Source organism: Vreelandella subterranea (genome assembly GCF_900111305.1).
In the GTDB taxonomy this organism is placed as follows: domain Bacteria; phylum Pseudomonadota; class Gammaproteobacteria; order Pseudomonadales; family Halomonadaceae; genus Vreelandella; species Vreelandella subterranea.
Window position 1 is genome coordinate 1 of sequence record NZ_FOGS01000011.1, and the last position, 21,144, is coordinate 21,144.

The window sequence follows — 21,144 nt, forward strand, 5'->3', positions numbered from 1 at the left end:
TCGCAACACCATTGCATCTCGCGGCTGGAGGTGATGCCTTTTGAGTAAGCAAACAGGATGATCTTCAACAAGATGGCCGGATCATAGGCCAGCCGACCGGTCGCGTCGTTTCGATACTTGGGATGGAAAACGGATAAATCGAGCTTGTGCTCGATCAGGTAGTGTACGGCGTGTTCGAAGGTGCCTGGCTGGAGCTGATCTTGGTAATTGATCACCACCATGGCGTTCTGATCGTAGTTATAAGCCTTGAAGCGCGGCATGCTGACCACTCCTCGTCTGTTTCCTCGATCCTATCAAAACTTAGGGGCCAGCGGGGTTTTTCTACAGCCTCAACGCTTGCAGCATGCGCGCCCATGGAATGGAGCCGAAGGCGCAATGTAATGAGCGTCGCTGTGCCTGCACTGGTTAGGAATTTTAAGCACCGTTTTCTGGCCGTGCCCCACGAGCCCACATGGCTTCGTCAGCCTCGGTCTTGAAAGTTTTATGTATCACAAAGTCTAGGAAAACTTTGGTCTTCAAAAGGTCATCATGTGATATTTCGGCCTGCTCGTTCTGCGAGTGTGCCACTTGACTAGATCGAATACGATATACGGTCCGAAGCTCTTCTATGAGTTCCTCATCTCTGGTCAATGTGCGAATTGCTCTTTGCAAATCGCGGAGCTCATTGGAGAGTTTTCGAACCTTTAGAATACGATTGGCTACAAAGTGCTCTAATGCACGGTAAAAACAAAGGAATGACTCTCGGCGAAAGTTCAGCTCTAAGATGTTCAATCGCATAAGCAGCAAGCCTCGTAGATATTCCCCTACGAGAACTGGGGTTCGCTCACGAGCGATAATGCCAAATATCAGAGCCGAATTCTCAATATGAAGATCATTGATTTGCTGACGTTCTGGATACTCCGTCTCTGGATTGACAACGAGCGCAGCTTTTCGCCAGTTCAAACCATCCAAGTCATCTGCTACGGTTAGAATCGGGTGAGCCCACGGATCTTCGTCAAGCGTAAAAGTCCCCATAGCCCCTACATTGAGAGCGATCAGCATTGCATTGATAACATGGTTACAGTCATGAATTTGCTTAGATTCGGGGGCATCTTCAGCAGCCGGACGCACCGATAAAACGAAATCTTGCTCGCGCACGGTATGGATGCGAATATTTGATTCTGGAAGTTGAAACAGCCGAAAAGCATCAGGCGTGAGCGTATGCGAATCGGTGCGAATTCTACTTGAGACCCACATAAGTATTCCTAACGCCCGCAGCACGCGCGGCTTTGTAGTGATGGCGAAACCGCAACGAAAAAGCCGTCGCTGTGGCTGCGATTGTTATGCGCTTAGAAGCTGGCATAGGCTTTTAAAACACTCTGCCCAAGGACATTTGCAGTTGCCAAGTACAAAAACTGCTTTGGTTGAGTTCCCAGAAACTCACTCATTAACCACTGCTCTTTATCAGAGAATATCTTGTCAAACATATATGGGTGATAACGAGTAATAGACCCCAAGTAAAACATCATCATGTAAATAATAGACTCTTGGCTATATCGATTATCCGGACAGGTCGATAGGTACATCGTATAACCGCTATTTCCTATAAAATACCAAATTCCCTTGTTTTTTATCTGTGCTGACAAGTTTGCATAATCAGCTCTTTTAGGCTGATAGCTATTCATGTTTATTGACTCCGTATATATGGTATTTCCATCTTCATCTATGGATATACTGTAGCCTCTGGCGATTAAATCCGTTGATTGTGCAGAGCTACATTGGAGCATTGCTTTAAAGATGAGCGCCTTGCCATGCTTATACAGGTGATATTTTCTTATTCTAACGAAAATTTCTGACTGACTATAGATTTCACTATATGCGCGGTGAACACCGACACAATGATTAAGTATATTTTTAGTATTGAGAGTCAAGTCGCTAGTAGTTATTCCTGGATCAAATAACGAAACCAACTCATGCGCCACCTGCACTATTTGTTGCTTCTGTCTTTGCTTTACTATTTCGGAGTTTATGAACTTGTGTTTATGATCTTCTTTCATTCCATGCATGTACATTCTGGAGGGCCCGAATGTACCGCGAATGTTGATCATAATTTTAGAAAGGTTTAGAAAAGAATAATAATAGAGGAGCGGCTGACTTTTTACTGGGCTACCTTCTGCGCTCTGGTAAAAGTGCTTTGCCTGCTCGAGCAAAGACCTGAGAAACTCTTCTTTCTTTCGGTCTGACGATGCCTTCTTGATGACATAGTCCCAAAAAGACCATATATCTGAAATAACCAACTTTTCATTTTTACCTAAATTTACTACAGATGACTGCCTAGCAAACAAAGGAAATCCATATTTTTCTTCAACTTCTACCATGAATACGTCTCAATGAAATAGTTACTGTAAGATACTGATATCAGATGGCCACGCATAACGCCACCCATAACCAGCAGTAAAAAATGGCGCGACAAAGGAGCGCCGCTTTTACTGTCTGAGTTGATGGGATTGTTAAAAGTCATCATGCCAACATTCGTCGCAAAGCGGGAGAAACATTATAAATATGAACGCCGCCACCAACAGTTTTTGATAAGTCTAAGTGACCATTGATATCGAGCAAATCCAATATGTGGTCAATGAGTCTCTGAGAACAATTCGTTTCTTCTATTATTTTTGCATTTAATTTCATGTCTTTATTAACTATAAGCGAAATAACATCTCTGATTAAGCTTTGATACTCTGTCAAGTATGCGTTTAAATACGACTCCATGCCGTGTGTTGTGATCTGGTAATGTGAAAAACCTTCGCCGATGGTTCTAGATAATTTTACAAATCCATTTCTATCTAACATTTCCAGTGAATCTTTCAATTCGTTCTCTGGAACAATCAGCTTGTCGTTCTCAATAAACAACTTGCCTGGGTTTATGATGTGGGCGTTATTTTCAAGATCATAATCACATGACTTTTTCAGTACAAGGTTATCTATTTGTGTAAGCCCAGGTATATCTGCTAATGCATGCTGTGTGTACGATGGAGGGGAGCCAAGAGAAGGCTTGGTCGAATGACCAAAGACTGATGCAATTATTCTATCGAGATTATCTTGGTAGTTATTGGTATCTTGCACTCTTTCCCATACTGTAGATTTTAAACTTTCGGGTATATCACATTGGTCTATAACTACAGGAATAATCTTTGTGCCATTTGATATTTTATTAACAATACTCGTATTTAATTCTTCTTTCACCCAAGGCTTCGAGATACTATAGCTAGACAAAACAACAATTACAGCTTGAGCTTCTTTTAGGCCTTCCTCAAATATCTTTTCCACCAGACTGTCACCAGGGAGCATTTCCCACTTATCTAGCCATGCATCAACCCCGTTTTGTCGCAACTTTTCAGCAAAACCCAAGACGAATCGTTCTTTATCTTCGCTTGCATGACTTACAAATACCTTAGGTGCCATAATTAATCCTCTAACTTCCTTGCTGACTTCTAACGCCCATGTACAGCTGCGCGAGCTTGCGAGCGTCCGGCACCCGAAGGGTGCGAACTGGTACGCATGGTTATAGTGCAATTTCCACAACCCTGCAAAGGCACTTTGCGAAGCGCTAGCGGAGCCACACTTGGTACGTGACGGCAAGAAGAAGACAGTTGCCTACACCCCTAAATTTGCTTACTGGCACGCCGGAAAAGACACGCTGAAATTCCCGGCGCCACATAGCTTTCTTACGACGGAACGAAACCACTGAATTAAATGATGCCACGTTCCTTAATACCAGTTTTCTTGATGCTTACGAAGCGCCAGCTATAGGCACACCACTTGAAGACCCACTCCATTGCACCTATAACAGTGATTATACGCCCGGCTGCATAATATCAATGAATGTGCCGACGCGTTTATTGACATTATCTAGCCAGCCACATACTCATAACCCATTGTTTTATAATGTATCAACCTGCTTACTTGGCAGCATAGACAAAATTCGCGTGCGCGCTTGTTTTGCTCTGTTAAACCATACTCTATTCATAAAATTAGCTTAGGTCACGTGTCGGGAAGGTAAATTTTGTCGGTGGTGTGTTCAGGGTTGGAAAGGTGAGGAAGGAAACTCTGTACAAGTGATTGTTTTCGTTGGCTGATTTAATGCTGATCGCCCAATGAATTGGGCTCCTACAACCCCCTCGACGCGGGCATTGATGACGTGATTATTTCTAGAATGGCAATGTATGGTCCGTTGCAAGCCCATTGTAATGGGCTTCTGTAAGAGCCCGACTTCGTCGGGCGATCGTTTTTGGTGGCTGATTAAGCGCTGATTGCCCAATGAATTGGGCTCCTACACGCCCCGTCAACGCGGGCTTGGTGGCACGATGGCTGCTGAATCGCGCGATGAATTGCGCTTCTGCAGGCCACCGTACACTTCGCTGGATGGGCGTATCAGGCTTTTAGGACGTAGCGGAGGGTTTCGACGACTTGATCGGTAGTGGTGCACCAGGCTTGGGCGCCTGCGTCGACTTCTTTCAGCGGGTGGACGATGTCTTCGCTGTGCAGGGTGATGTAGGGCTTGGCGAGGGCGGCGCAGTAGCCTGCGTCGAAGGCGGCGTTCCACTGTTTGTATTTATCGCCAAAGCGTACGACGACCAGGTCGGCCTGTTCGATCATGGTGCGGGTGCGGATGGCGTTGACCTTGGAGGACTGGTGGTCGCGCCAGAAGCTATTTTCGGGTTTGCCGAGGTGGTCGCCGGCGGCGTCCGAGGCGTCGTGGTCGGTCACCGGGGCGGTGAAGACGATATCCAGGCCTGCCGCGTCGGCGCCGCGTTGGATTTCGTCGCGCCAGTCGGTGTGGATCTCGCCGGATAGATAAACGTAAAAGCTCATGGTCGCTCCTGATAACGCAGTCATTTAGTCGATGCAGTTATTTTATGGAAAAACATTCCATATTGATACCGGCGTCAAATCAGCGGCTGTTTGGCCAGCAGGTAGATATCCATGATCCAGCCGTGCTGTTCGCGCAGGCTTGAGCGGCGCTGGATGATCTCGTCGCTGACCTCGCTTAGCCAGCCTTTGATCAGGCACTGTTTTTCCATGCCCAGGTAGGCGCCCCACCAGATGTAGGTATCGTCGGCGGGCAACGCGGTAAAGGCCCCGCCGCTGTCGAGCATGACGGCGACGGTGCCGGCGTCGCTTGGCCAGCCGCGTTCGCGCAGGCGGCGGCCGGTGGTGATCTGGATGGGCTCGGCGAGCGCATTCAGCGGTATGCGGTGTTCGGCGGTGAGTACCTGCAGGCTGGTGATGCCCGGCACCACCTCGACGTCGACCTCTCGCCCGGCAGCGCCCAGGCGTTCGGCGATGCGCAGGCTGCTGTCGTAAAGCGAGGGGTCGCCCCAGATCAGCAAGCCGACCCGCCCGCCTTCGGGCAGGTGGTGCGCCATCAGCGATGCCCACACTTCAGCGATGGCGTGGTGCCATTCATCGACGGCGCCAAGGTAATCGCCCTGCTCGCCGCGCTTAGGCAAGTCGAATTCGACGATTTGAGCCTGCTCGGGCTCGCGCAGCAGGGTTTGGCACAGCAGGCGGCGCAGGTCGACCAGGTCGCTTTTGGCTTCGCCTTTGCGCGGCAGCAGGATCAGGTCGGCGTCGTTGAGGGCGCGCACGGCGGCAAGCGTGACGTGGTCAGGGTTGCCCGTGCCGATGCCGATCAGCGAAAGCGTCGTCATCTGTCGCGGCCCTCCTCGTCTGGCAGGTTGGCAAACGGCGAATCCGCGGTCTGTGGCCGAAAGCGGCGGTCGTAGCCCACGGCGTACAGCGCGCTTTCCTGGAAGTCCTGGCTCTCGAGCACCGGCCCGACCAGAATCAGCGCCGTCCGCTGCAGCGTGTTGGTAGCCAACGCCTCAATGGTGGACAGGCGCCCTCTGATGATTTTTTCATCGGGCCAGCTGGCGCGCCATACAATGGCCACGGGGCAGTCACTGCCGTAGTAAGGAACCAGCGAGGCCACCACGCTTGCGAGGTTATGAACCGACAGGTGAATCGCCAGCGTTGCGCCGGTTTGGGCAAAGTTGGTCAGGGTTTCGTTGTCCGGCATGGCGCTGGCGCGCCCGGAGGTACGCGTTAGCACCACCGATTGCGCCACGCCCGGCAGGGTCAGTTCCTGACCCAAACTGGCCGCAGCGGCGGCAAAGGCGGGCACGCCGGGGGTGATGGTGTAGGGAATTTCAAGCTCGCGCAGGCGACGGGTCTGCTCGCCTACCGCCGACCATACCGAAAGATCCCCCGAGTGCAGCCGCACGACATCCTGCTCAGCCGCGTGGGCGGCCTGGATTTCCTCAATGATTTCGTCCAGCGATAGCGGCGCAGTGTTGACGATACGCGCCCCTGCCGGGCAATGCGCCAGCAGTTCTTGCGGCACCAGCGAGCCTGCGTAGAGGCACACCGGGCTCGCGGCAATCAGGTCGCGGCCGCGCAGCGTGATCAGGTCCGGGGCGCCTGGCCCGGCGCCGATGAAGTGTACGGTCATAATGATGTTCCTATGGCGATGGCCGCCGTTGCCTGCCGGTCAGCGGAAATGTGCCGTGGGCCGAGCAGCTGCGCCCCTGGCCCGGCGGCCAATAACGCCACCGCTTCGGCCACGCTGCCCGTGCCCCGCGCCTGTAGGCTTTGCGCGGATTGCGTGAGAGTGGTGACGCCTGGCAGGTGCGCATCGGCGACCAGAATGACATTGAGGCAGCGTGCCTGGCCCAGGCTTTGCACCAGCGGGCGCATGGATTGCGTAGCCGCCAGGGCGTCGATGGTCCCAAAGCGCTGGATCAGCGTATCGAGTAACGCCGCCAGCGAGGCGAGCGACGCACCGCGACGAAAACCAAAGCCCACGACTTTTAGCTCCCGCCCGTTCATCGAACGCCCCGCCACTGCACGATGGGGTAGCTGGCCTTCCAGCCCCGGCGGGAGCCAAGCGGCGCGGCGCTGGCAAGCTCCAGGCGCAGCAGTTCGCCGCCTGCCTGTTTGTGCCAGTGGGCCAGCAGCGCCTCGGACTCCAGCGTCACCGCATTGGCGACGATGCGCACGCCGCTCGGCAGAATTTGCCATAACGATTCCAACAGCGCCTGGGATAGCCCGCCGCCGATAAACACCGCATCCGGCGGCGCTGCATCGCTTAAGCGCTCAACCGCGCTGCCCTCTTTTACCTCAAGCCAGTCGACGCCCAGCTGCCGGGCGTTATGGGCGGCGCGGGCGGCGCGGGCGGCGTTCTGCTCAAAGCCTACCGCCTGATTGTCGGGGTGCGCCAGCAGCCACTCGATGGCAATCGATCCCGAGCCGGTGCCGATATCCCATAGCCGTTCGCCAGGCTTGGGGGCCAGCGCAGCCAGGGTCATGGCGCGAATGGGTTGTTTGGTGATCTGGCCGTCGTGGTCAAAAAAATCATCGGCAAGCCCGGGCGTCAGCGGCAATGCGGGCCCCTCGCCTGCAACCTCAAGCGCTACCGCGACCGGGTGCGCGATGTCATCGGGCAGTGTGGCGGCGGCCTGAAAAGTGCGCACCCGCTCGTGCTCGCCGCCCAGGGCTTCCAGCACGGTTAGCGTTGAATCCGCAAAGCCAAAGCTTTCGACCAGCGCTGCCAGCTCAGCCACCGCGTCGCCGCCGCGTACCAGCACCAGCAAACGCCTGCCGGGATGCAGGTGGGGGCGAACGCGGGTTAACGGCTTGGCGTGCAGGCCCAGGCAGGTGCAGTCCTGAAGCGGCCAGCCCAGGCGGGAAGCCGCCAGGCTGAACGTGGAGGGCGACGGCAGCGCCTGCCATTCATGGGGCTCAAGGTGGCTAACGATGGAAGTGCCCGCTCCAAACCAGAAGGGGTCGCCGGAGGCCAGCATCACCACACGGCGGCCGCGCTCGGCGAGCAGTTGGGGGATGCCGTCGGCAAACGGCACCGGCCATTCACGCAGCTTGGTTTTCAAGTCGGTTCTCAAGTCGGCTTTCAGGTCGGCGCTTTGGTCAGTGCTCAGGGGTTCGAGCAGGCGCAGGTGTCGGCGGGCGCCAAACACCACCTCGGCACGCTCGAGCGCCTCGCGGCTTGCCGCCGTGAGACCCTGTGTGCCACTCTCCCCCCAGCCTATTATCGTCAGCCAGGGAACCTCGTTACCGTTAACCACTATGAACATCCTGATTCTTGGCGGAACCTCAGAGGCCAGCGCCCTGGCCAGCCTGCTGGCCGAGCTTTCGATCCCGGCCGTCTATAGTTATGCGGGGCGTGTCAGCACCCCCAAGCCGCAACCCTTGCCGACGCGTGTTGGCGGTTTTGGCGGCGTGGCTGGCCTGGTTGCGTACCTTCAGCAAGCGGGCATTACCCACCTGGTTGACGCGACCCACCCTTTCGCCGAGCAGATGAGCCGCCACGCGCTGGCCGCAGCCGAACAGTGTAACGTCCCCCTGATGGCGTTCACCCGCCCGGCCTGGCACCCCCAACCCGGCGATCACTGGGCGAGGGCTGCCAGCATCGACGAGGCAGTGAGCCAGTTGGACGGCCCGCCCCAGCGCATCATGCTGGCCATCGGGCGTCAGCACCTGGAGGCCTTTGCCGCGATGCCGCAGCATCACTATTTACTGCGGCTGGTCGATCACCCCGAGCAGCCGATACCACTGCCCCACCAGACTATCACCGTCGCGCGCGGCCCGTTTACCACGGAGGACGACTTGGCCTTGCTCAAAGACCACGCCATTGAGCGCCTGGTGTGTAAAAACGCCGGCGGCGACGGCGCGGTATCCAAACTCACCGCTGCCCGCACGCTTAGCCTGCCGGTGGTGATGATCGAGCGGCCCACGCTGCCCTCACGCCGGGAGTGTCACACCGCGGATGACGTGCTGGCCTGGCTTTTTGCGCCCACCGAGCGAGGGGTATAAACCCAGGGTTCGTTCTGTTCAGAGTTTTGTCTTTCAATGCGCCGCGTCTGGCTGGAACCCACAATGACCAGGGTGCGCATGTCTGCCATCTCCGGCGTCGCCTCGCCAAGGGTGGTCACGCGGATGACTTCGTCAGGGGTCGAGACAGCGCGGGCGAAAACGATCAGCCTTTCCGGCCCGCAGGCGTCAAGCAGCACCTCAAGCGTACGCGCAAAGCCCTCCGGCCGCGCCCTGGAGCGCGGGTTGTAGAACGCCATGGCAAAGTCGGCCTCGGCGGCCAGGCGCAGGCGCTTTTCAATCAGCGCCCAGGGCTTGAGGTTGTCGGATAGATTAATGCAGCAGAAGTCGTGCCCCAGCGGCGCGCCGACGCTGGCACTGGCGGCCAGCATGGCGGAAATCCCCGGCAGCACCTGAACGTCCAGCGAGCGCCAATGGGCATCGCCTGCTTCCAAGGCTTCAAACACCGCCGAGGCCATGGCAAACACGCCAGGGTCGCCGGAGGACACCACCGCCACGCGGCGGCCCTCGGCGGCCATCATCAGCGCTTGCTCGGCCCGCTGGATTTCTTCGCGGTTGTCCGAGCCGTGGCGCACAAGCCCGGCCCTGGGCGCGACCCGTTCAACGTAGGGCACATAGCCCACCACATCCGTGGCCTCGGCGAGCACCACCGACACCTCGGGCGTCACCAACTGGTCACTGCCCGGCCCCAAACCGACGATTTTCAGCCAGCCGCTCATGGGCGCCTCCCGTGGCCGTGAATCAGCACAATCGAGAAGTACGGCACGCTTTCGCCTGCGTCCTTGAAGGGCTGCACGCGCTCCTGGCGCATGGCGGCGTATTCGATCAGCCAGGCGTCGTCCTCGCGCCCGGCGTGGGCCAGCGCCCGGCGCAGTTTGTCCAGGTTGCGGCCGATTTTCATCACCACCAGGGCATCGGTCTCGGCGATGCGCTCGGCCAGGGAGGCCTCCGGCAGCGTGGCCATGACCACGGTGAGGATATCGTCGCCCCAGGTGATCGGCTGGCCGGTGGCGGTCCAGGCCGCCGACATCCCGGTGATCCCCGGCACCACGGAGACCGGCACGTGATCCAGTAGCCGGGTATAGAGATGCATGAAGGAACCGTAGAAGAACGGGTCGCCTTCGCAAAGCACCACCACATCGCGCCCCGCCTCGGCCAGTTCGATCAACAGCGCCACGCTGCGCTCATAGAAGTTGGCCAGCAACTCGTTATAACGCGGGTCGTCGAAGGGGATTTCCGTGGTCACCGGGTATTCCATTGCGAGCTCGGTGACCTCGGGGGCCAGCATGCCCTCGACGATGCTGCGCGCATGGCCGGTACGCCCCTTCTTGCGAAAATAGGCCACGTGCGAGGCGCCGCGGATCAGCCGATCGGCGCGCACGCTCATCAGGTCCTGGCTTCCCGGGCCAAGGCCGACCCCGTAGATGGTTCCCTGGGTCATTCTGTTCGGTCCGCGATGGCATTGAGGGCGGCGACGGTCACGGCGCTGCCGCCCAGGCGGCCCTGCACCGTGCAGCAGGGGCTCACCTGGCTCTCCCAGAGCGCCTGCTTGGACTCGGCCGCACCGACAAAGCCCACCGGGCAGCCGATAATCGCCGCAGGCCGGGGGCAGTCGGGGTCTTCGAGCATATTGAGCAGATGAAACAGCGCCGTGGGCGCGTTGCCAATTGCCACTACCGCGCCTTCCAGGTGTGGGCGCCATAGCTCCAGCGCCGCCGCCGAGCGGGTGTTGGCCATTTCTTTGGCCAGCGTCGGCGTGCGCTCGTCATTCAGCGTGCAGATGACTTGGTTATCCGCAGGCAGCCGTTTGCGGGTAATGCCTTCCGAGACCATCCGTGCATCGCAAAGAATCGGGGCACCCTGCTCCAATGCGGCGCGGGCTTTATTGACCACATCGTTTTGAAAGTGAATATGCGCGGCCAACTCCACAAGACCGGCGGCGTGAATCATACGTACCGCAACCGCTTCTTCCTCCACTGAAAAGCGGGCAAGCTCAGCCTCGCTGCGGATAATGGCAAATGACTCGCGGTAAATCGCCGGGCCGCTTGTTTCGTACTTATGAGGCACCCAAATTCTCCAAATAAACTAATTCGCAGTTGGTCGTCTGCAAGGCAACCGTGCCAGTGCAGGTTTCCGCGAGGGCGCTGTGAACCCATCCTTGGGCGCTACTTTTTCCATCCATGGAAAAAGACCCTCGCTACAACCTGCCCTGTCACTCAGCTACCGAGTATGTAAGCCAAAATTTTAACTTCGATAAACCTAACTGCTTTCTCTGAGCTTTCTTACTAAATCCAACACCTCACTCTCGGTGAGGCCTGTTTTAAACGGCGTGCTATCGGCACGGCCGTTAACAATCAGATTAAACCGGCCTGCCTCGCCAACCAGGCAAACGTCAGCCGATGAGCGGCGGGCGCAGCCCTTGGCGCAGCCGGATACATGCACTGCACCCTGGGTAACCCCACGCAGGCGTTCGGCCAGCGGCTGGGTGGCGACACTGGCCTGCTCGCAATAGGGCGCGCCGGGGCAGGCATCAATCCGCAAGCGGGCGTCCTGTTCGTCGCTGATCAACCCGTCGATGGCCTCGGCGCTGGCTCCCGCGACCCAGATGCGCCGCCAGGGGGTCACCTGCAGGGCGGTAACGTCGGCAGGCATCACCGCAGCGCGCAACACCCTGGCGGGCACCCGCCCAAACGGCAGGCCATACACCGCGCCGTGGGCGTACTTGCCCAGGGGCAATTGGCTGCCGGTTGCCGCGGGCCGTGCGTTGGCCGTGGCCCAGTCAGGCAGCGGCACATGATGGCGCCGCATACGCTTGGAGTCCCAGCCGCCACTTTCGACAAACCACGCCAGCAGGCGAATAAGCTGCGCCACGGCGGCGTCAATCGAGTCAACAGCGGTGCCTAACGAATAACCGTCGGCGCGCACCAGCAGGCCGCCCGACTCGGCGCGCTCGATACGAAAGTCCGCCGAGGCATCGCCCAGTACCGGTGCCTTGCCTGCATCAATGGCGATCCCAACCTTGGCGGGCACCACCGGCAATTCTTGCCAGCGGTCGTTAAGCGCGCTGGCGATTTTATGGGTATCGTCCCCCGCTTGCCAGCCGGGAGCCAATAGAATTTGCGGGCGACGCTCCGCTTCCGGGTCGGCATCGATCAAGTCGTGGGCGACCAGGGTCTCCATCAGGGCTGGCCAACTCGCCTCTGTGACGCCGCGCAACTGCAGATTGGCGCGGCTGGTGAGTTCGATCAAGCCGCTGCCGTAGGCCTCCGCCGCATCGCACAGCGTAAGCACCTGGCCACGCTCGAGCTGGCCCAGCCGTGGGCGCACGCGCACCAGTAAGCCATCGCCGGTTGCCATCGGTTGCCAGGCACCGGGGCACCAGCCTTTGATGCGAGGCTCAGCCGACATCCGCCGCGACCTCCTTGGCCTCGTCCATGTCCAGCAGCAGGTCTTTCAGCGCCTCGCCCTGCTCACCGGGCGACTGCCACATGCCGCGCTGGGCGGCTTCGAGCAGGCGTTCGGCCATTTCTTCCAGCGCCGAGGGGTTATGCTCACGCAGGAACTGCTGATTGGCGTCGTCCAGCACCAGGGCATCGGTGACCTGGGCGTACTGGTAGTCGGCGACCAGGTCGGTGGTGGCATCGTAGGCGAATAGATAGTCGACCGTGGCGGCCATCTCGAAGCCGCCTTTGTAGCCGTGCTCGCGCATGGCGTTAATCCACTTGGGATTGAGCACCCGCGAGCGAATCACCTTGGCCAGTTCCTCTTTCAGCGTGCGAATCTTGGGCTGAGCCGGGTTGGCGTGGTCGGCGTGGTAGATCACCGGGGTTTGCCCGCTCAGCGACCGGCTGGCGTTGGCCATGCCGCCCTGGAAGGCGTAGTAGCTGTTGGAATCGAGGATATCGTGCTCGCGGTTATCCTGATTCTGCATCACCGCTTCCAGGCCTTTAAGCTGCTGCTCGAAGGCATCCGGGGCGGCGGTGCCGGACTCGGCAAACTGCCCGTAGGCGTAGGCGCCGTTGTCCAGGTAGGCCTGTGCCAGGTCATCGGCATTTTCCCAGGCGCCGTTGTCGATCAGCCGGTTCAGGCCGGTGCCGTACTCCCCCGGCTTGCTGCCAAAGATCCGATAGCCTGCCTGCTGGGCGGCCATCTCGGGGCTCAGCCCTTGGTTTTCCAGCACCTGCTGGCGGGCCATTACCGCCTCGCGGATGGTATTGCTGTTGCCCGGTTCGGCGTAGCTCGCCACCGCCTGTACCGCCGCATCGAACAGCCGGATCACGTTGGGAAACGCATCGCGGAAGAAGCCGGAAACCCGCAGCGTGACGTCCACCCGCGGGCGGTTGAGCAGCATCGAGGGGATCACCTCGATATCGATCACCCGCTGCGAGCCCAGCGACCAGATGGGGCGCACGCCCATCAGCGCAAAGGCCTGGGCAATGTCATCGCCGCCGGTGCGCATGGTGGCGGTGCCCCAGATGGAGAGTCCCAGGCGGCGTGGGTAGTCGCCGTTATCCTGCAGGTAGCGCTCAACGAACGCCTGGGCGGATTTTTCGCCCAGCGTCCAGGCGGCGGGGGATGGAATCGAGCGGTTGTCCACGCTGAAGAAGTTGCGCCCGGTGGGCAGCGTATCCAGCCGCCCACGGCTGGGGGCGCCACTCGGCCCCGGCGGCACAAACAGGCCGCCAAGCCCATCCAGCAGGGAGCTGATTTCCAACTCAGCGCTCTGCTGAAGTGCCACCCACAGCTGATCCCGGGCGTAGCGCAGCTGCTCGGCGGTGGCGGTATAGTGGGCGGCCAACGCCTCCAGGCTGCCCGGCGCGACCACGTACGCCTCGACCAGCTGGTGGGCCAGCGCTTCCAGCCGCTCGCGGGTGTCGTTGCCGCTGCGCCAGGCGGCGCTATCCAGCTCGCGCAGCACGCTCGGCCGCGGCCCCGTCCAGGGCTCGGCGTCGGCCTTCAGTGGGTCAAAGGGCGTCTGGCTTTCGCCCTGCAGGGCCAGGTCATCGGCCAGGTTATGCAGCAGGCCGCGCTGGGCAATGCTTTCACCCCTGGGCAAGCGCAGCACCGCCACCAGGGTGCCGACCACTTTATCCTGGGGCGGCAGCGTGCCAAGAATGTGCAAACCGTGACGAATCTGCGATTCCTTGATGTCGCAAAGGAAAGTATCCAGCTCGTTCAGGATCAGCGCCTCGTCCTGGCTGTCGACCGCCTTGGTCAATTCCTGGTCGATGCCAGTCTCACGCAGGTGATCGAGAATCTGCTCGCGGATTAACGCCTCGCGCCGGGGGTCCATATCCAGCGCCTGGTAATATTCGTCGGTGAGCGTTTCCAGTTTAGCCATGTCGCCATAAAGCTCGGCGCGGGCCAGCGGCGGCATCAGGTGGTCGATAATCACCGCTTGGCTGCGCCGCTTGGCCTGGGCGCCCTCGCCCGGGTCATTGACGATGAACGGGTAGAAATGTGGCACCGGACCCAGCGCAATATCCGGCCAGCAGTCGGCGCTAAGCGCGCTGCTTTTGCCCGGCAGCCACTCGAGGTTGCCGTGCTTGCCCACGTGAATCACCGCTTCCACCTGGTAGTGCTCGCGCAGCCAGAAGTAGAACGCCAGGTAGCTGTGCGGCGGCGCCAGCTGCATATCGTGGTAGGACTGGGTCAGGTCCTCGATAAAGTCACGCTCGGGCTGGATACCCACGAAGGTCTCCCCCAGCCGGATCCCCGAGATCATCAGCCGCCCCTGGCGGCATTTGGGGTCATCAGCGGGCGCGCCCCAGCGCGTCCACACCGTTTCCTGAAGTTCGGCGGGCAGGGTTTGAAACCAGGCCAAGTAGTCATCAACGCTAATGCTTTGCCAGCACATGCGCTGGTCGATGGCATTGCGGTCGTTGGTCACCGCCCCCTGCAGCAGGCGGATCAGGTCATCGCCACTGTCGGGCAGGTCGCTGACCGGGTAACCCGCGGATTGCAGCGCGGTTAATATCTGCAGCGTCGAGGCGGGCGTATCCAGCCCCACGCCGTTGCCAATCCGGCCATCGCGGTTGGGGTAATTCGCCAGCACCAGCGCCAGCCGTTTGGCGTGATTGGGGGTGGTGCGCAAGTGGCAGAACCGGCGCGCCAGCTTGGCGACAAACTCAGCGCGCTCCGGGTGCAGCGCGTGGTGAGTTACCGACAGCTGGCTGCGTTCGTTATACAGCGCTTCGGCCTTGAAGCCCACCGCCCGGGTGATCACCCGGCCATCCATTTCGGGCAGTACAATCTGCATCGCCACATCCCGGCTTCTCAGCCCGGCGGCCGAGGCCTGCCAGTCTTCGACGGTGCTGCTGGAAAGAATCGCCTGCAGGATCACCGGCTGGCCGACGAAGACGCTCTCGGGAATCGCCCCGCCCAGCGGGTAGGTGTCATCGGAATTGCGGTTGATCGAGAAGCTGGTGGTGTTGACCACCAGCATGGCGCCGGTCTGCTCGATGAGGTGATTGATAAAGGCGATGCAGTCGGCCTCTTTCAAGGAGGCGACGGCGATGGCGAGTGGCTCAAGCCCCTGCTCTTTAAGCGCCTCGATCATGCCGTCGACGACCAGGGTATTGGCGCCCTGCAAGTGGCTGCGGTAGAACAGCAGCAGGCACACCGGCCTTTCCGGCTGCTGGTTGGCCCGCCATTCGCTCAGGCTCATCACCTGGCGGCCCGTCTGGCTTGCGGCATCACTTGGCGCATAGATCACCGCCGCGGGCACCACCTTGGGTTCCTTCCAGGTGGTGGGCAACGCCAGGCACTCGCTGCCCAGGTAGCGCAGCAGCTGTTCGGCGTTATCCACGCCGCCTTCGCGCAGATAGCGCCATACCCGGTAGGCGCTGTCATAGTCGACGCTCGAGGCTTCCAGCAGCGCATCGTCCGGGGCGTCGCAGCCCGGCACCAGAATCAGTTGGCGGCCGGGCTTGGCATTCCGCCAGGCCAGCAGGCGTTCGTAGCCGTATTGCCAGTAGGCCTGGCCGCCCAGCATCGACACGACCACCAGCTGCGCCTTTTCAAGCACCCGGTCTTCGTAGAGGTCGTAGGCGGCGGGCTTGACCAGGTTCATCCAGTTGGCCAGACGCACCGACGGATAGCGCTCGCCCAGGCGATCAATCGCCTGGGCCAAGGCCGAGAGGTTGCTGTCGGCGGCCGAGAGAATCACGACATCCGCGGGGCTTTGTTGAAGATCGACAATGCCTTCATCATCAACAAAGCCGCCGGGTTTGGCGGCAAAAAGGTGCATTAGGCGGCTGTTGTTACCTCTGCTTCGGCAAGCGCGTCGCGCAGCGCGTCGCTGTCCAGCGACTTGCCAATGATGACCAGTTGGGTTTGACGGGTTTCACCTTCTGCCCAGAGGCGGTCGAAGTAGCCATCCAGACGTTCGCCCACGGCCTGGATCACCCGGCGCATCGGCTTGCCGGGAATCGCCGCGAAGCCTTTGGCGCGGTAGATCTCCTGGGTTTTGACAATGTGCTGCAGCTTGGCCGCCAGCAGGTCGCCGTCGACTTCGCCCAGGCTGATCACGCAGGAATCAAAGTTGTCGTGGGCATGGTCGTGATGCGCACCCTCAGCGTGATGCTTGTCGTGGTGATTGGTGATCAGGTCAATACTCGCTTCGCTGGCCGCCCCGATGCCCATCAGGGCTTCGAGTTGCACGGTGTTGGTGGCCAGGGTTTGATCGACAAACAGGTACTTCACTGATTCCGGCACACGCGCCTGGATCAGCGCTTCGACCCGCGCCTTCTCGTCCGGGCTTAACAGGTCGGTCTTGCTGACCAGCACCAGGTCGGCGGCGCTAAGCTGGTCGTCGAGCAGCTCCTGCAGGCTGGGGTCGTGATCCAGGCTTTCGTCGGCCTGGCGCTGGGCTTCTACCTTGGCAACATCGCTGGCATAGCGGCCAGAGGCCACGGCGGGGCCATCGATCACGGTAATGATGGCATCGACGGTGCAGTGCTGACGCACCTCCGGCCAGTTGAAGGCCTGCACCAGCGGTTTGGGCAGCGCCAGGCCGCTGGTTTCGATCAGAATATGGTCGATATCGTCGCGGCGGGCGACCAGCTTTTTCATCACCGGTAGAAATTCCTCTTCTACGGTGCAGCAGATACAGCCGTTGGCCAGCTCGAAAATACCGCTGTCGTCGCCTTCCACCGCCTGACCGTCTTCGCAGTCGAGGGCACAGCCGCGCAGCAGGCTTGAGTCGATGTCCTGCTCGCCGAATTCATTGACGATCACGGCAATTCGCTTGCCGGTCACCTGGCGCAGGATGCTTGCCAGCAGGGTGGTTTTACCGCTGCCCAAAAAGCCGGTGACCACGGTGGCGGGTATCTTATTTAACTGCATGGGTCTCGTCCTCTGAATCGATAGGCTGACGCGCTGGCGACGCTTTGCCGCTAAACAGCAGCGCGATCGCGGCAGGGTTGTTGGCAAAAAACAGGTGCAAGTAGGTGGCCGTCAATCCACGCTCACGAAAAATGGCTTCCCCCGGCGCGGGGTGGCGCTGGCGTTCGCCATGGGCAATGGGCTCAGGCGTTCCCTCGGCCATGGAACGGTGGTGGGCATGGCCGCGCACCGGGCCTTCGGGCAACGCGGCGGTTTGCATCCCCTGGCAGCCCCGACGCCCGCGCATGGCACCGTGCCCCGGCAGCAGGCCGAGCATGGTGTGAGCGGTGTCGTCGTAGTCGGTCAGGGTTTCCAGGCAATACAGCAGCCCGCCGCACTCGGCAAGAATCGGCTTGTCGTCGGCAAAAAACTGCCTGATCGCCGCGTGCATGGCCGTATTGGCCGCCAGGGTCGCGGCATGAATTTCCGGGTAGCCGCCGGGGAGCCACAGCGCATCGCAACTCGGCAAGGTGCTGTCGGTGAGCGGCGAGAAAAAGCGCAGCTGCGCGCCCATCTGCTCGAGCAGGTCCAGGTTGGCCTGGTAAATGAAGCTGAATGCGGCGTCTTTGGCCACGCCGATGGTGCACCCGGCAAGCGACGGCAAGTCGGCGGTCACGACGTCTGCCGGGGCAGTAAAGGTCACCGGCGGCAGCGCAAGCAGCGTCTGGGGCAGGTTTTCCGCCTCGATAACGCTTGCGCCCTTTTCAAAGCGCACTTCCAGATCGTCACGAATCTCGTCGGCCTGCACCAGGCCTAAATGGCGCTCGGGCAGCGACAGCTCCGGGTTGCGGGCGATGGCAGCGAGCAGCGGGATACCCTGCGGCAGGGTGGTCTCGATCAGCTCGCGATGGCGCTGGGAGCCGCAACTGTTGGCGATAAGCCCGACAATGCGGATATCGTCACGAAAGCCCGCCAGCCCCGCCAGCAGCGCGCCCGCGGTCTGCGCCATGCCCTTGACGTCCATCACCACCACCATGGGCAAGCCAAACCGCGCGGCCAGGTCGGCACTGGAAGGCTCGCCGTCAAACAGCCCCATGGCGCCTTCGACCAGGATCATGTCCGCCGTCTGGGCGGCTTCGTAAAAGCGCTGGCGGCAGTAGGCGTCGCCGGCCATCCAGAGGTCAAGCTGGTCGACCGGCTGGCCGGCGGCTTGCGCCAGCACCTGGGGGTCCAGGTAGTCGGGGCCGGTTTTAAACACGCGCACCACCTTGCCCTGGTTGCGCAGCGCCCGGGCCAGCGCGGCGGTAAAGGTGGTCTTGCCCTGCCCGGAAGAAGGCGCGGCGATAAACAGCGCCGGGCAGCTTGCAGTGGGTGTGCTCATCAGTATTCGATCCCCGCCTGGGCTTTAACACCGCCACGAAAGGCGTGACGCTCGTCCTGCACCGTGCTGATGGTGTCCGCGATTTCCTGAAGCGGCGTCGCCATGGTGCGCCCGGTGATGATCACGTTTTGATGCGCGGGCCGTTGGTTAAGCGCTTCGACCACCGGCAGCGGGTCGAGGTAGCCATACTTGAACATGTAGCTCATTTCATCGAGGACGATGAGGTGGTAGTCAGGGTTCTCGAGCAGCCCCTTGGCCACCGCCCAGGCCGACTGGGCGGCTTCAATATCGCGCTCGCGATCCTGGGTTTCCCAGGTAAACCCCTGACCCATGATATGCCAGTCTAGGTTGGGCTGATCGCGGAAGAACAGGTACTCGCCGGTTTCACGACGCCCCTTGATAAACTGTATCACCGCGCAGCGCTGCCCGTGGCCCAGCGCCCGCGCCATGGTGCCCAGCGCCGAGCTGCTTTTGCCCTTGCCGTTGCCTTTCAGCAGGATCAACACCCCGCGCTCTTCCGTGGCGCGGCTGATGCGCTCGTCGACCACGTCCTTTTTGCGCTGCATGCGGTGGGTATGGCGATCGTCAGTCATGGGGTTTCCTGTCCAGAAAAAGGTGTCGCGTAGCGCGCCCCCAGTTGCTGGGCGATGCGTGCGCCCTGGCCGCGCTTGATTTTCGATGACTCGGTATCCAGCAGGACACAGTCGCCCAGCGGGCCGAGGTCGGCGACGGATTCGCGGGTACGGCCGTCGGTAATCAGATAGGTGCGGATGTGCAGCCCGGGCTCGCGTCGCTGCCACTGATGGATCAGGCGTTTGGCCTCAATCACTGCCTCGCGCAGCGGCGTGCCGCCGCCTCCCGTCGCAGCTTCGAGCGCATCTTGTACCCGCTTGGGCGCACGTTGCCGGGATAGTAGCGGCACCACGCCGCCGTTGCCGAACCCGACGACGGCGACCTGTTCACGTGCCGCGTAGGCCTGGCGCACCAGCGATTCCACGAGCCCCTTCGCCTGGCCCAGCAGGCGCTGCCCCAGGGTGGAGCCCGAGGTATCCAGCAGCACCAGGTGCGCCCTTGGCTGCCCGGCCTGTGTCTTGCGCATTTTAAGCGTTCGCCAGGGCCACTGGCCGCGGTTGGCGATCAGGGTGCCAAAGCCGTCCAGGCGAGAAGTCTCAGTCCGCGAGCGTCCCTTGCCTGATACCTGCCCTTTTTCACCGGACGCCGGAGTCATCGCCGTTTTCGCCTGACCAACACCGTTTGGCGTATTCGCCAGTTCAGGCGCTGCCTGCTGAATGGTTGACTGAGCCTGGGGCGGCATGGCGCCCCACTGCCCCTGTTCGCCGCGCTGATCGGATGATCCGCCGGTCGACGCACCAGTCGTTGATGACGAACCACCCTCACCTCCCGAAGGTGGTGACTTCGGCGGCGAAGACGGCGGGGTTTGCTCGGGCGATTGGGTGCGCCGATGGTCCAGCACCCACGGCTCGACGGCATCGATATCCTGCTGTGCCACCTCGCTTGCACCGCGCCATGCGGCGTGGGCGCGGGCGGCGCGGTGCCAGGTCACGTCGGCTCGCAACCCTTCCACACCGGCGGTTTCACAGCGCGAGGCGATGGTGTGATACACCCATGACGGGGTAATGACATCCACCAGTTGACGCTGGGCCTGATGAATCCGCTCGGTCAGTGCGGCCTGGGCCTCCTCGAAGCCACGGGCCGCTCCGGCTGGGTCGCGGTCGAAGGCTTCGCGCTGCTGGACGATGGCGATACGTTCTTCCACGCTGATGTTCGCGGCCTGGTCGATACACAGCCCAAAACGATCCAGCAATTGCGGGCGTAGCTCGCCTTCATCCGGGTTCATGGTGCCAATCAGGCTGAAGCGCGCCGGGTGGGAGTGGCTGATACCGTCGCGCTCGACGATGTTCGTTCCGCTGGCGGCCACATCCAGCAGCAAATCGACCAGGGTATCCGGCAGCAGATTGACCTCGTCCACATACAGCACGCCGCCGTCGGCTTTAGCGAGCAGCCCGGCATGAAAGGTGGCTTCGCCATTGGCCAGCACCTTTTGCAGATCCAGACTGCCGACCAGCCTGTCTTCACTGGCGCCCAGGGGCAGCGTCACAAAAGGAGCACGCTGCCCGTCGCTATCGCCAGGTAAAATAGCGGCCAGAGCTCGTGCCAAGGTCGACTTGGCGCTACCTCTTGGCCCACTAACCAGCACCCCGCCGATACGCGGATTAATGGCATTAAGGATCAGCGCGGTTTTCAGCGCTTCCTGGCCAACCACCGCCGCAAAGGGAAACTCACTCACCGGCACCTCCCGTGCTGGCCAAGCCCGTCAATCGAGCAATCCTTTTCAACTGAAACGCTGCCAACTGATTTGACCACCGTCGATCTTGAATCTTATTCATGGTAACTAGCTGAATGATAATAAACTACTCATAAATAAGTGGGAACAGAAAAGGCGTTCAGTATAGAGTAAGGGGTAGCGGCGAGGCCAATTTGTTACAAGCTATTAACTTTGCGAAGGCGTATATCAGCTGACACTATGCATG

The 21,144-nt window shown here is 60.1% G+C and carries 19 protein-coding genes; 1 reads left to right on the forward strand and 18 read right to left on the reverse strand.

The window, feature by feature from the left end:
* The 9 genes from BMX75_RS14685 to cbiE all read right to left on the reverse strand — a co-directional run.
* Nucleotides 1–260, reverse strand: a 260-nt coding sequence (locus BMX75_RS14685) for a transposase (RefSeq protein WP_175474752.1), incomplete at its 3' end; no start/stop codon positions are given.
* Between the two features lie 154 nt (nucleotides 261–414).
* Nucleotides 415–1,236: a hypothetical protein gene (locus tag BMX75_RS14690; protein WP_092829186.1), complete on the reverse strand. Its 822-nt coding sequence runs from the start codon at nucleotides 1,234–1,236 to the stop codon at nucleotides 415–417.
* 92 nt (nucleotides 1,237–1,328) lie between these two features.
* Nucleotides 1,329–2,357 (reverse strand): YaaC family protein, encoded by a 1,029-nt coding sequence (locus BMX75_RS14695; protein ID WP_092829188.1) that lies wholly within the window; start codon nucleotides 2,355–2,357, stop codon nucleotides 1,329–1,331.
* A 142-nt stretch (nucleotides 2,358–2,499) separates the two neighbouring features.
* Nucleotides 2,500–3,441, reverse strand: a complete 942-nt coding sequence (locus BMX75_RS14700; RefSeq protein WP_092829190.1) for a toll/interleukin-1 receptor domain-containing protein — start codon at nucleotides 3,439–3,441, stop codon at nucleotides 2,500–2,502.
* 969 nt (nucleotides 3,442–4,410) lie between these two features.
* Nucleotides 4,411–4,851: a YtoQ family protein gene (locus BMX75_RS14705; RefSeq protein ID WP_092829192.1), complete on the reverse strand. Its 441-nt coding sequence runs from the start codon at nucleotides 4,849–4,851 to the stop codon at nucleotides 4,411–4,413.
* A 74-nt stretch (nucleotides 4,852–4,925) separates the two neighbouring features.
* Nucleotides 4,926–5,690 carry a precorrin-6A synthase (deacetylating) gene (cobF, locus tag BMX75_RS14710; RefSeq protein ID WP_092829194.1) on the reverse strand — a complete coding sequence of 255 codons (765 nt, stop codon included), beginning with the start codon at nucleotides 5,688–5,690 and terminating at the stop codon, nucleotides 4,926–4,928.
* A complete protein-coding gene (gene cobM / locus BMX75_RS14715; protein WP_092829196.1) occupies nucleotides 5,687–6,490 on the reverse strand; it encodes a precorrin-4 C(11)-methyltransferase in 804 nt (267 codons plus the stop codon). Before cobM ends, cobF begins: the two co-directional genes overlap by 4 nt.
* Nucleotides 6,487–6,867, reverse strand: coding sequence for a cobalamin biosynthesis protein (locus tag BMX75_RS14720; protein ID WP_092829198.1), 381 nt, complete (start codon nucleotides 6,865–6,867; stop codon nucleotides 6,487–6,489). Before BMX75_RS14720 ends, cobM begins: the two co-directional genes overlap by 4 nt.
* Nucleotides 6,864–8,129, reverse strand: a complete 1,266-nt coding sequence (gene cbiE / locus BMX75_RS14725; RefSeq protein ID WP_092829200.1) for a precorrin-6y C5,15-methyltransferase (decarboxylating) subunit CbiE — start codon at nucleotides 8,127–8,129, stop codon at nucleotides 6,864–6,866. Before cbiE ends, BMX75_RS14720 begins: the two co-directional genes overlap by 4 nt.
* Between cbiE and BMX75_RS14730 the strand changes: the two genes are divergently transcribed.
* Nucleotides 8,122–8,868 carry a cobalt-precorrin-6A reductase gene (locus BMX75_RS14730; RefSeq protein ID WP_092829381.1) on the forward strand — a complete coding sequence of 249 codons (747 nt, stop codon included), beginning with the start codon at nucleotides 8,122–8,124 and terminating at the stop codon, nucleotides 8,866–8,868. The genes cbiE and BMX75_RS14730 overlap by 8 nt on opposite strands.
* Here BMX75_RS14730 and cobJ read toward each other — a convergent pair.
* The 9 genes from cobJ to BMX75_RS14775 all read right to left on the reverse strand — a co-directional run bounded on the left by cobJ (nucleotide 8,811) and on the right by BMX75_RS14775 (nucleotide 20,900).
* Nucleotides 8,811–9,605, reverse strand: coding sequence for a precorrin-3B C(17)-methyltransferase (gene cobJ, locus BMX75_RS14735; protein ID WP_092829202.1), 795 nt, complete (start codon nucleotides 9,603–9,605; stop codon nucleotides 8,811–8,813). The genes BMX75_RS14730 and cobJ overlap by 58 nt on opposite strands.
* Nucleotides 9,602–10,327, reverse strand: a complete 726-nt coding sequence (gene cobI, locus BMX75_RS14740; protein ID WP_092829204.1) for a precorrin-2 C(20)-methyltransferase — start codon at nucleotides 10,325–10,327, stop codon at nucleotides 9,602–9,604. The genes cobJ and cobI overlap by 4 nt, the downstream gene beginning before the upstream one ends.
* The gene (locus tag BMX75_RS14745) at nucleotides 10,324–10,953 is read right to left on the reverse strand and encodes a precorrin-8X methylmutase (RefSeq protein WP_092829206.1); all 630 of its coding nucleotides are present in this window, start codon (nucleotides 10,951–10,953) and stop codon (nucleotides 10,324–10,326) included. The genes cobI and BMX75_RS14745 overlap by 4 nt, the downstream gene beginning before the upstream one ends.
* A 192-nt stretch (nucleotides 10,954–11,145) precedes the next feature.
* Nucleotides 11,146–12,294 (reverse strand): cobalamin biosynthesis protein CobG, encoded by a 1,149-nt coding sequence (locus BMX75_RS14750; RefSeq protein WP_092829208.1) that lies wholly within the window; start codon nucleotides 12,292–12,294, stop codon nucleotides 11,146–11,148.
* Nucleotides 12,284–16,135 carry a cobaltochelatase subunit CobN gene (gene cobN / locus BMX75_RS14755; protein WP_092829210.1) on the reverse strand — a complete coding sequence of 1,284 codons (3,852 nt, stop codon included), beginning with the start codon at nucleotides 16,133–16,135 and terminating at the stop codon, nucleotides 12,284–12,286. Before cobN ends, BMX75_RS14750 begins: the two co-directional genes overlap by 11 nt.
* Entirely contained in the window at nucleotides 16,135–17,232 is a 1,098-nt protein-coding gene (gene cobW, locus BMX75_RS14760; RefSeq protein WP_092829212.1) for a cobalamin biosynthesis protein CobW, read from the reverse strand. The genes cobN and cobW overlap by 1 nt, the downstream gene beginning before the upstream one ends.
* Nucleotides 17,219–18,592, reverse strand: coding sequence for a cobyrinic acid a,c-diamide synthase CobB (locus BMX75_RS14765; RefSeq protein ID WP_092829214.1), 1,374 nt, complete (start codon nucleotides 18,590–18,592; stop codon nucleotides 17,219–17,221). Before BMX75_RS14765 ends, cobW begins: the two co-directional genes overlap by 14 nt.
* Complete coding sequence (gene cobO / locus BMX75_RS14770) at nucleotides 18,592–19,185, reverse strand: cob(I)yrinic acid a,c-diamide adenosyltransferase (RefSeq protein WP_074396058.1); 594 nt, start codon at nucleotides 19,183–19,185, stop codon at nucleotides 18,592–18,594. The genes BMX75_RS14765 and cobO overlap by 1 nt, the downstream gene beginning before the upstream one ends.
* A complete protein-coding gene (locus BMX75_RS14775; RefSeq protein WP_092829216.1) occupies nucleotides 19,182–20,900 on the reverse strand; it encodes an AAA family ATPase in 1,719 nt (572 codons plus the stop codon). Before BMX75_RS14775 ends, cobO begins: the two co-directional genes overlap by 4 nt.
* Between the last annotated feature and the right edge of the window lie 244 nt (nucleotides 20,901–21,144).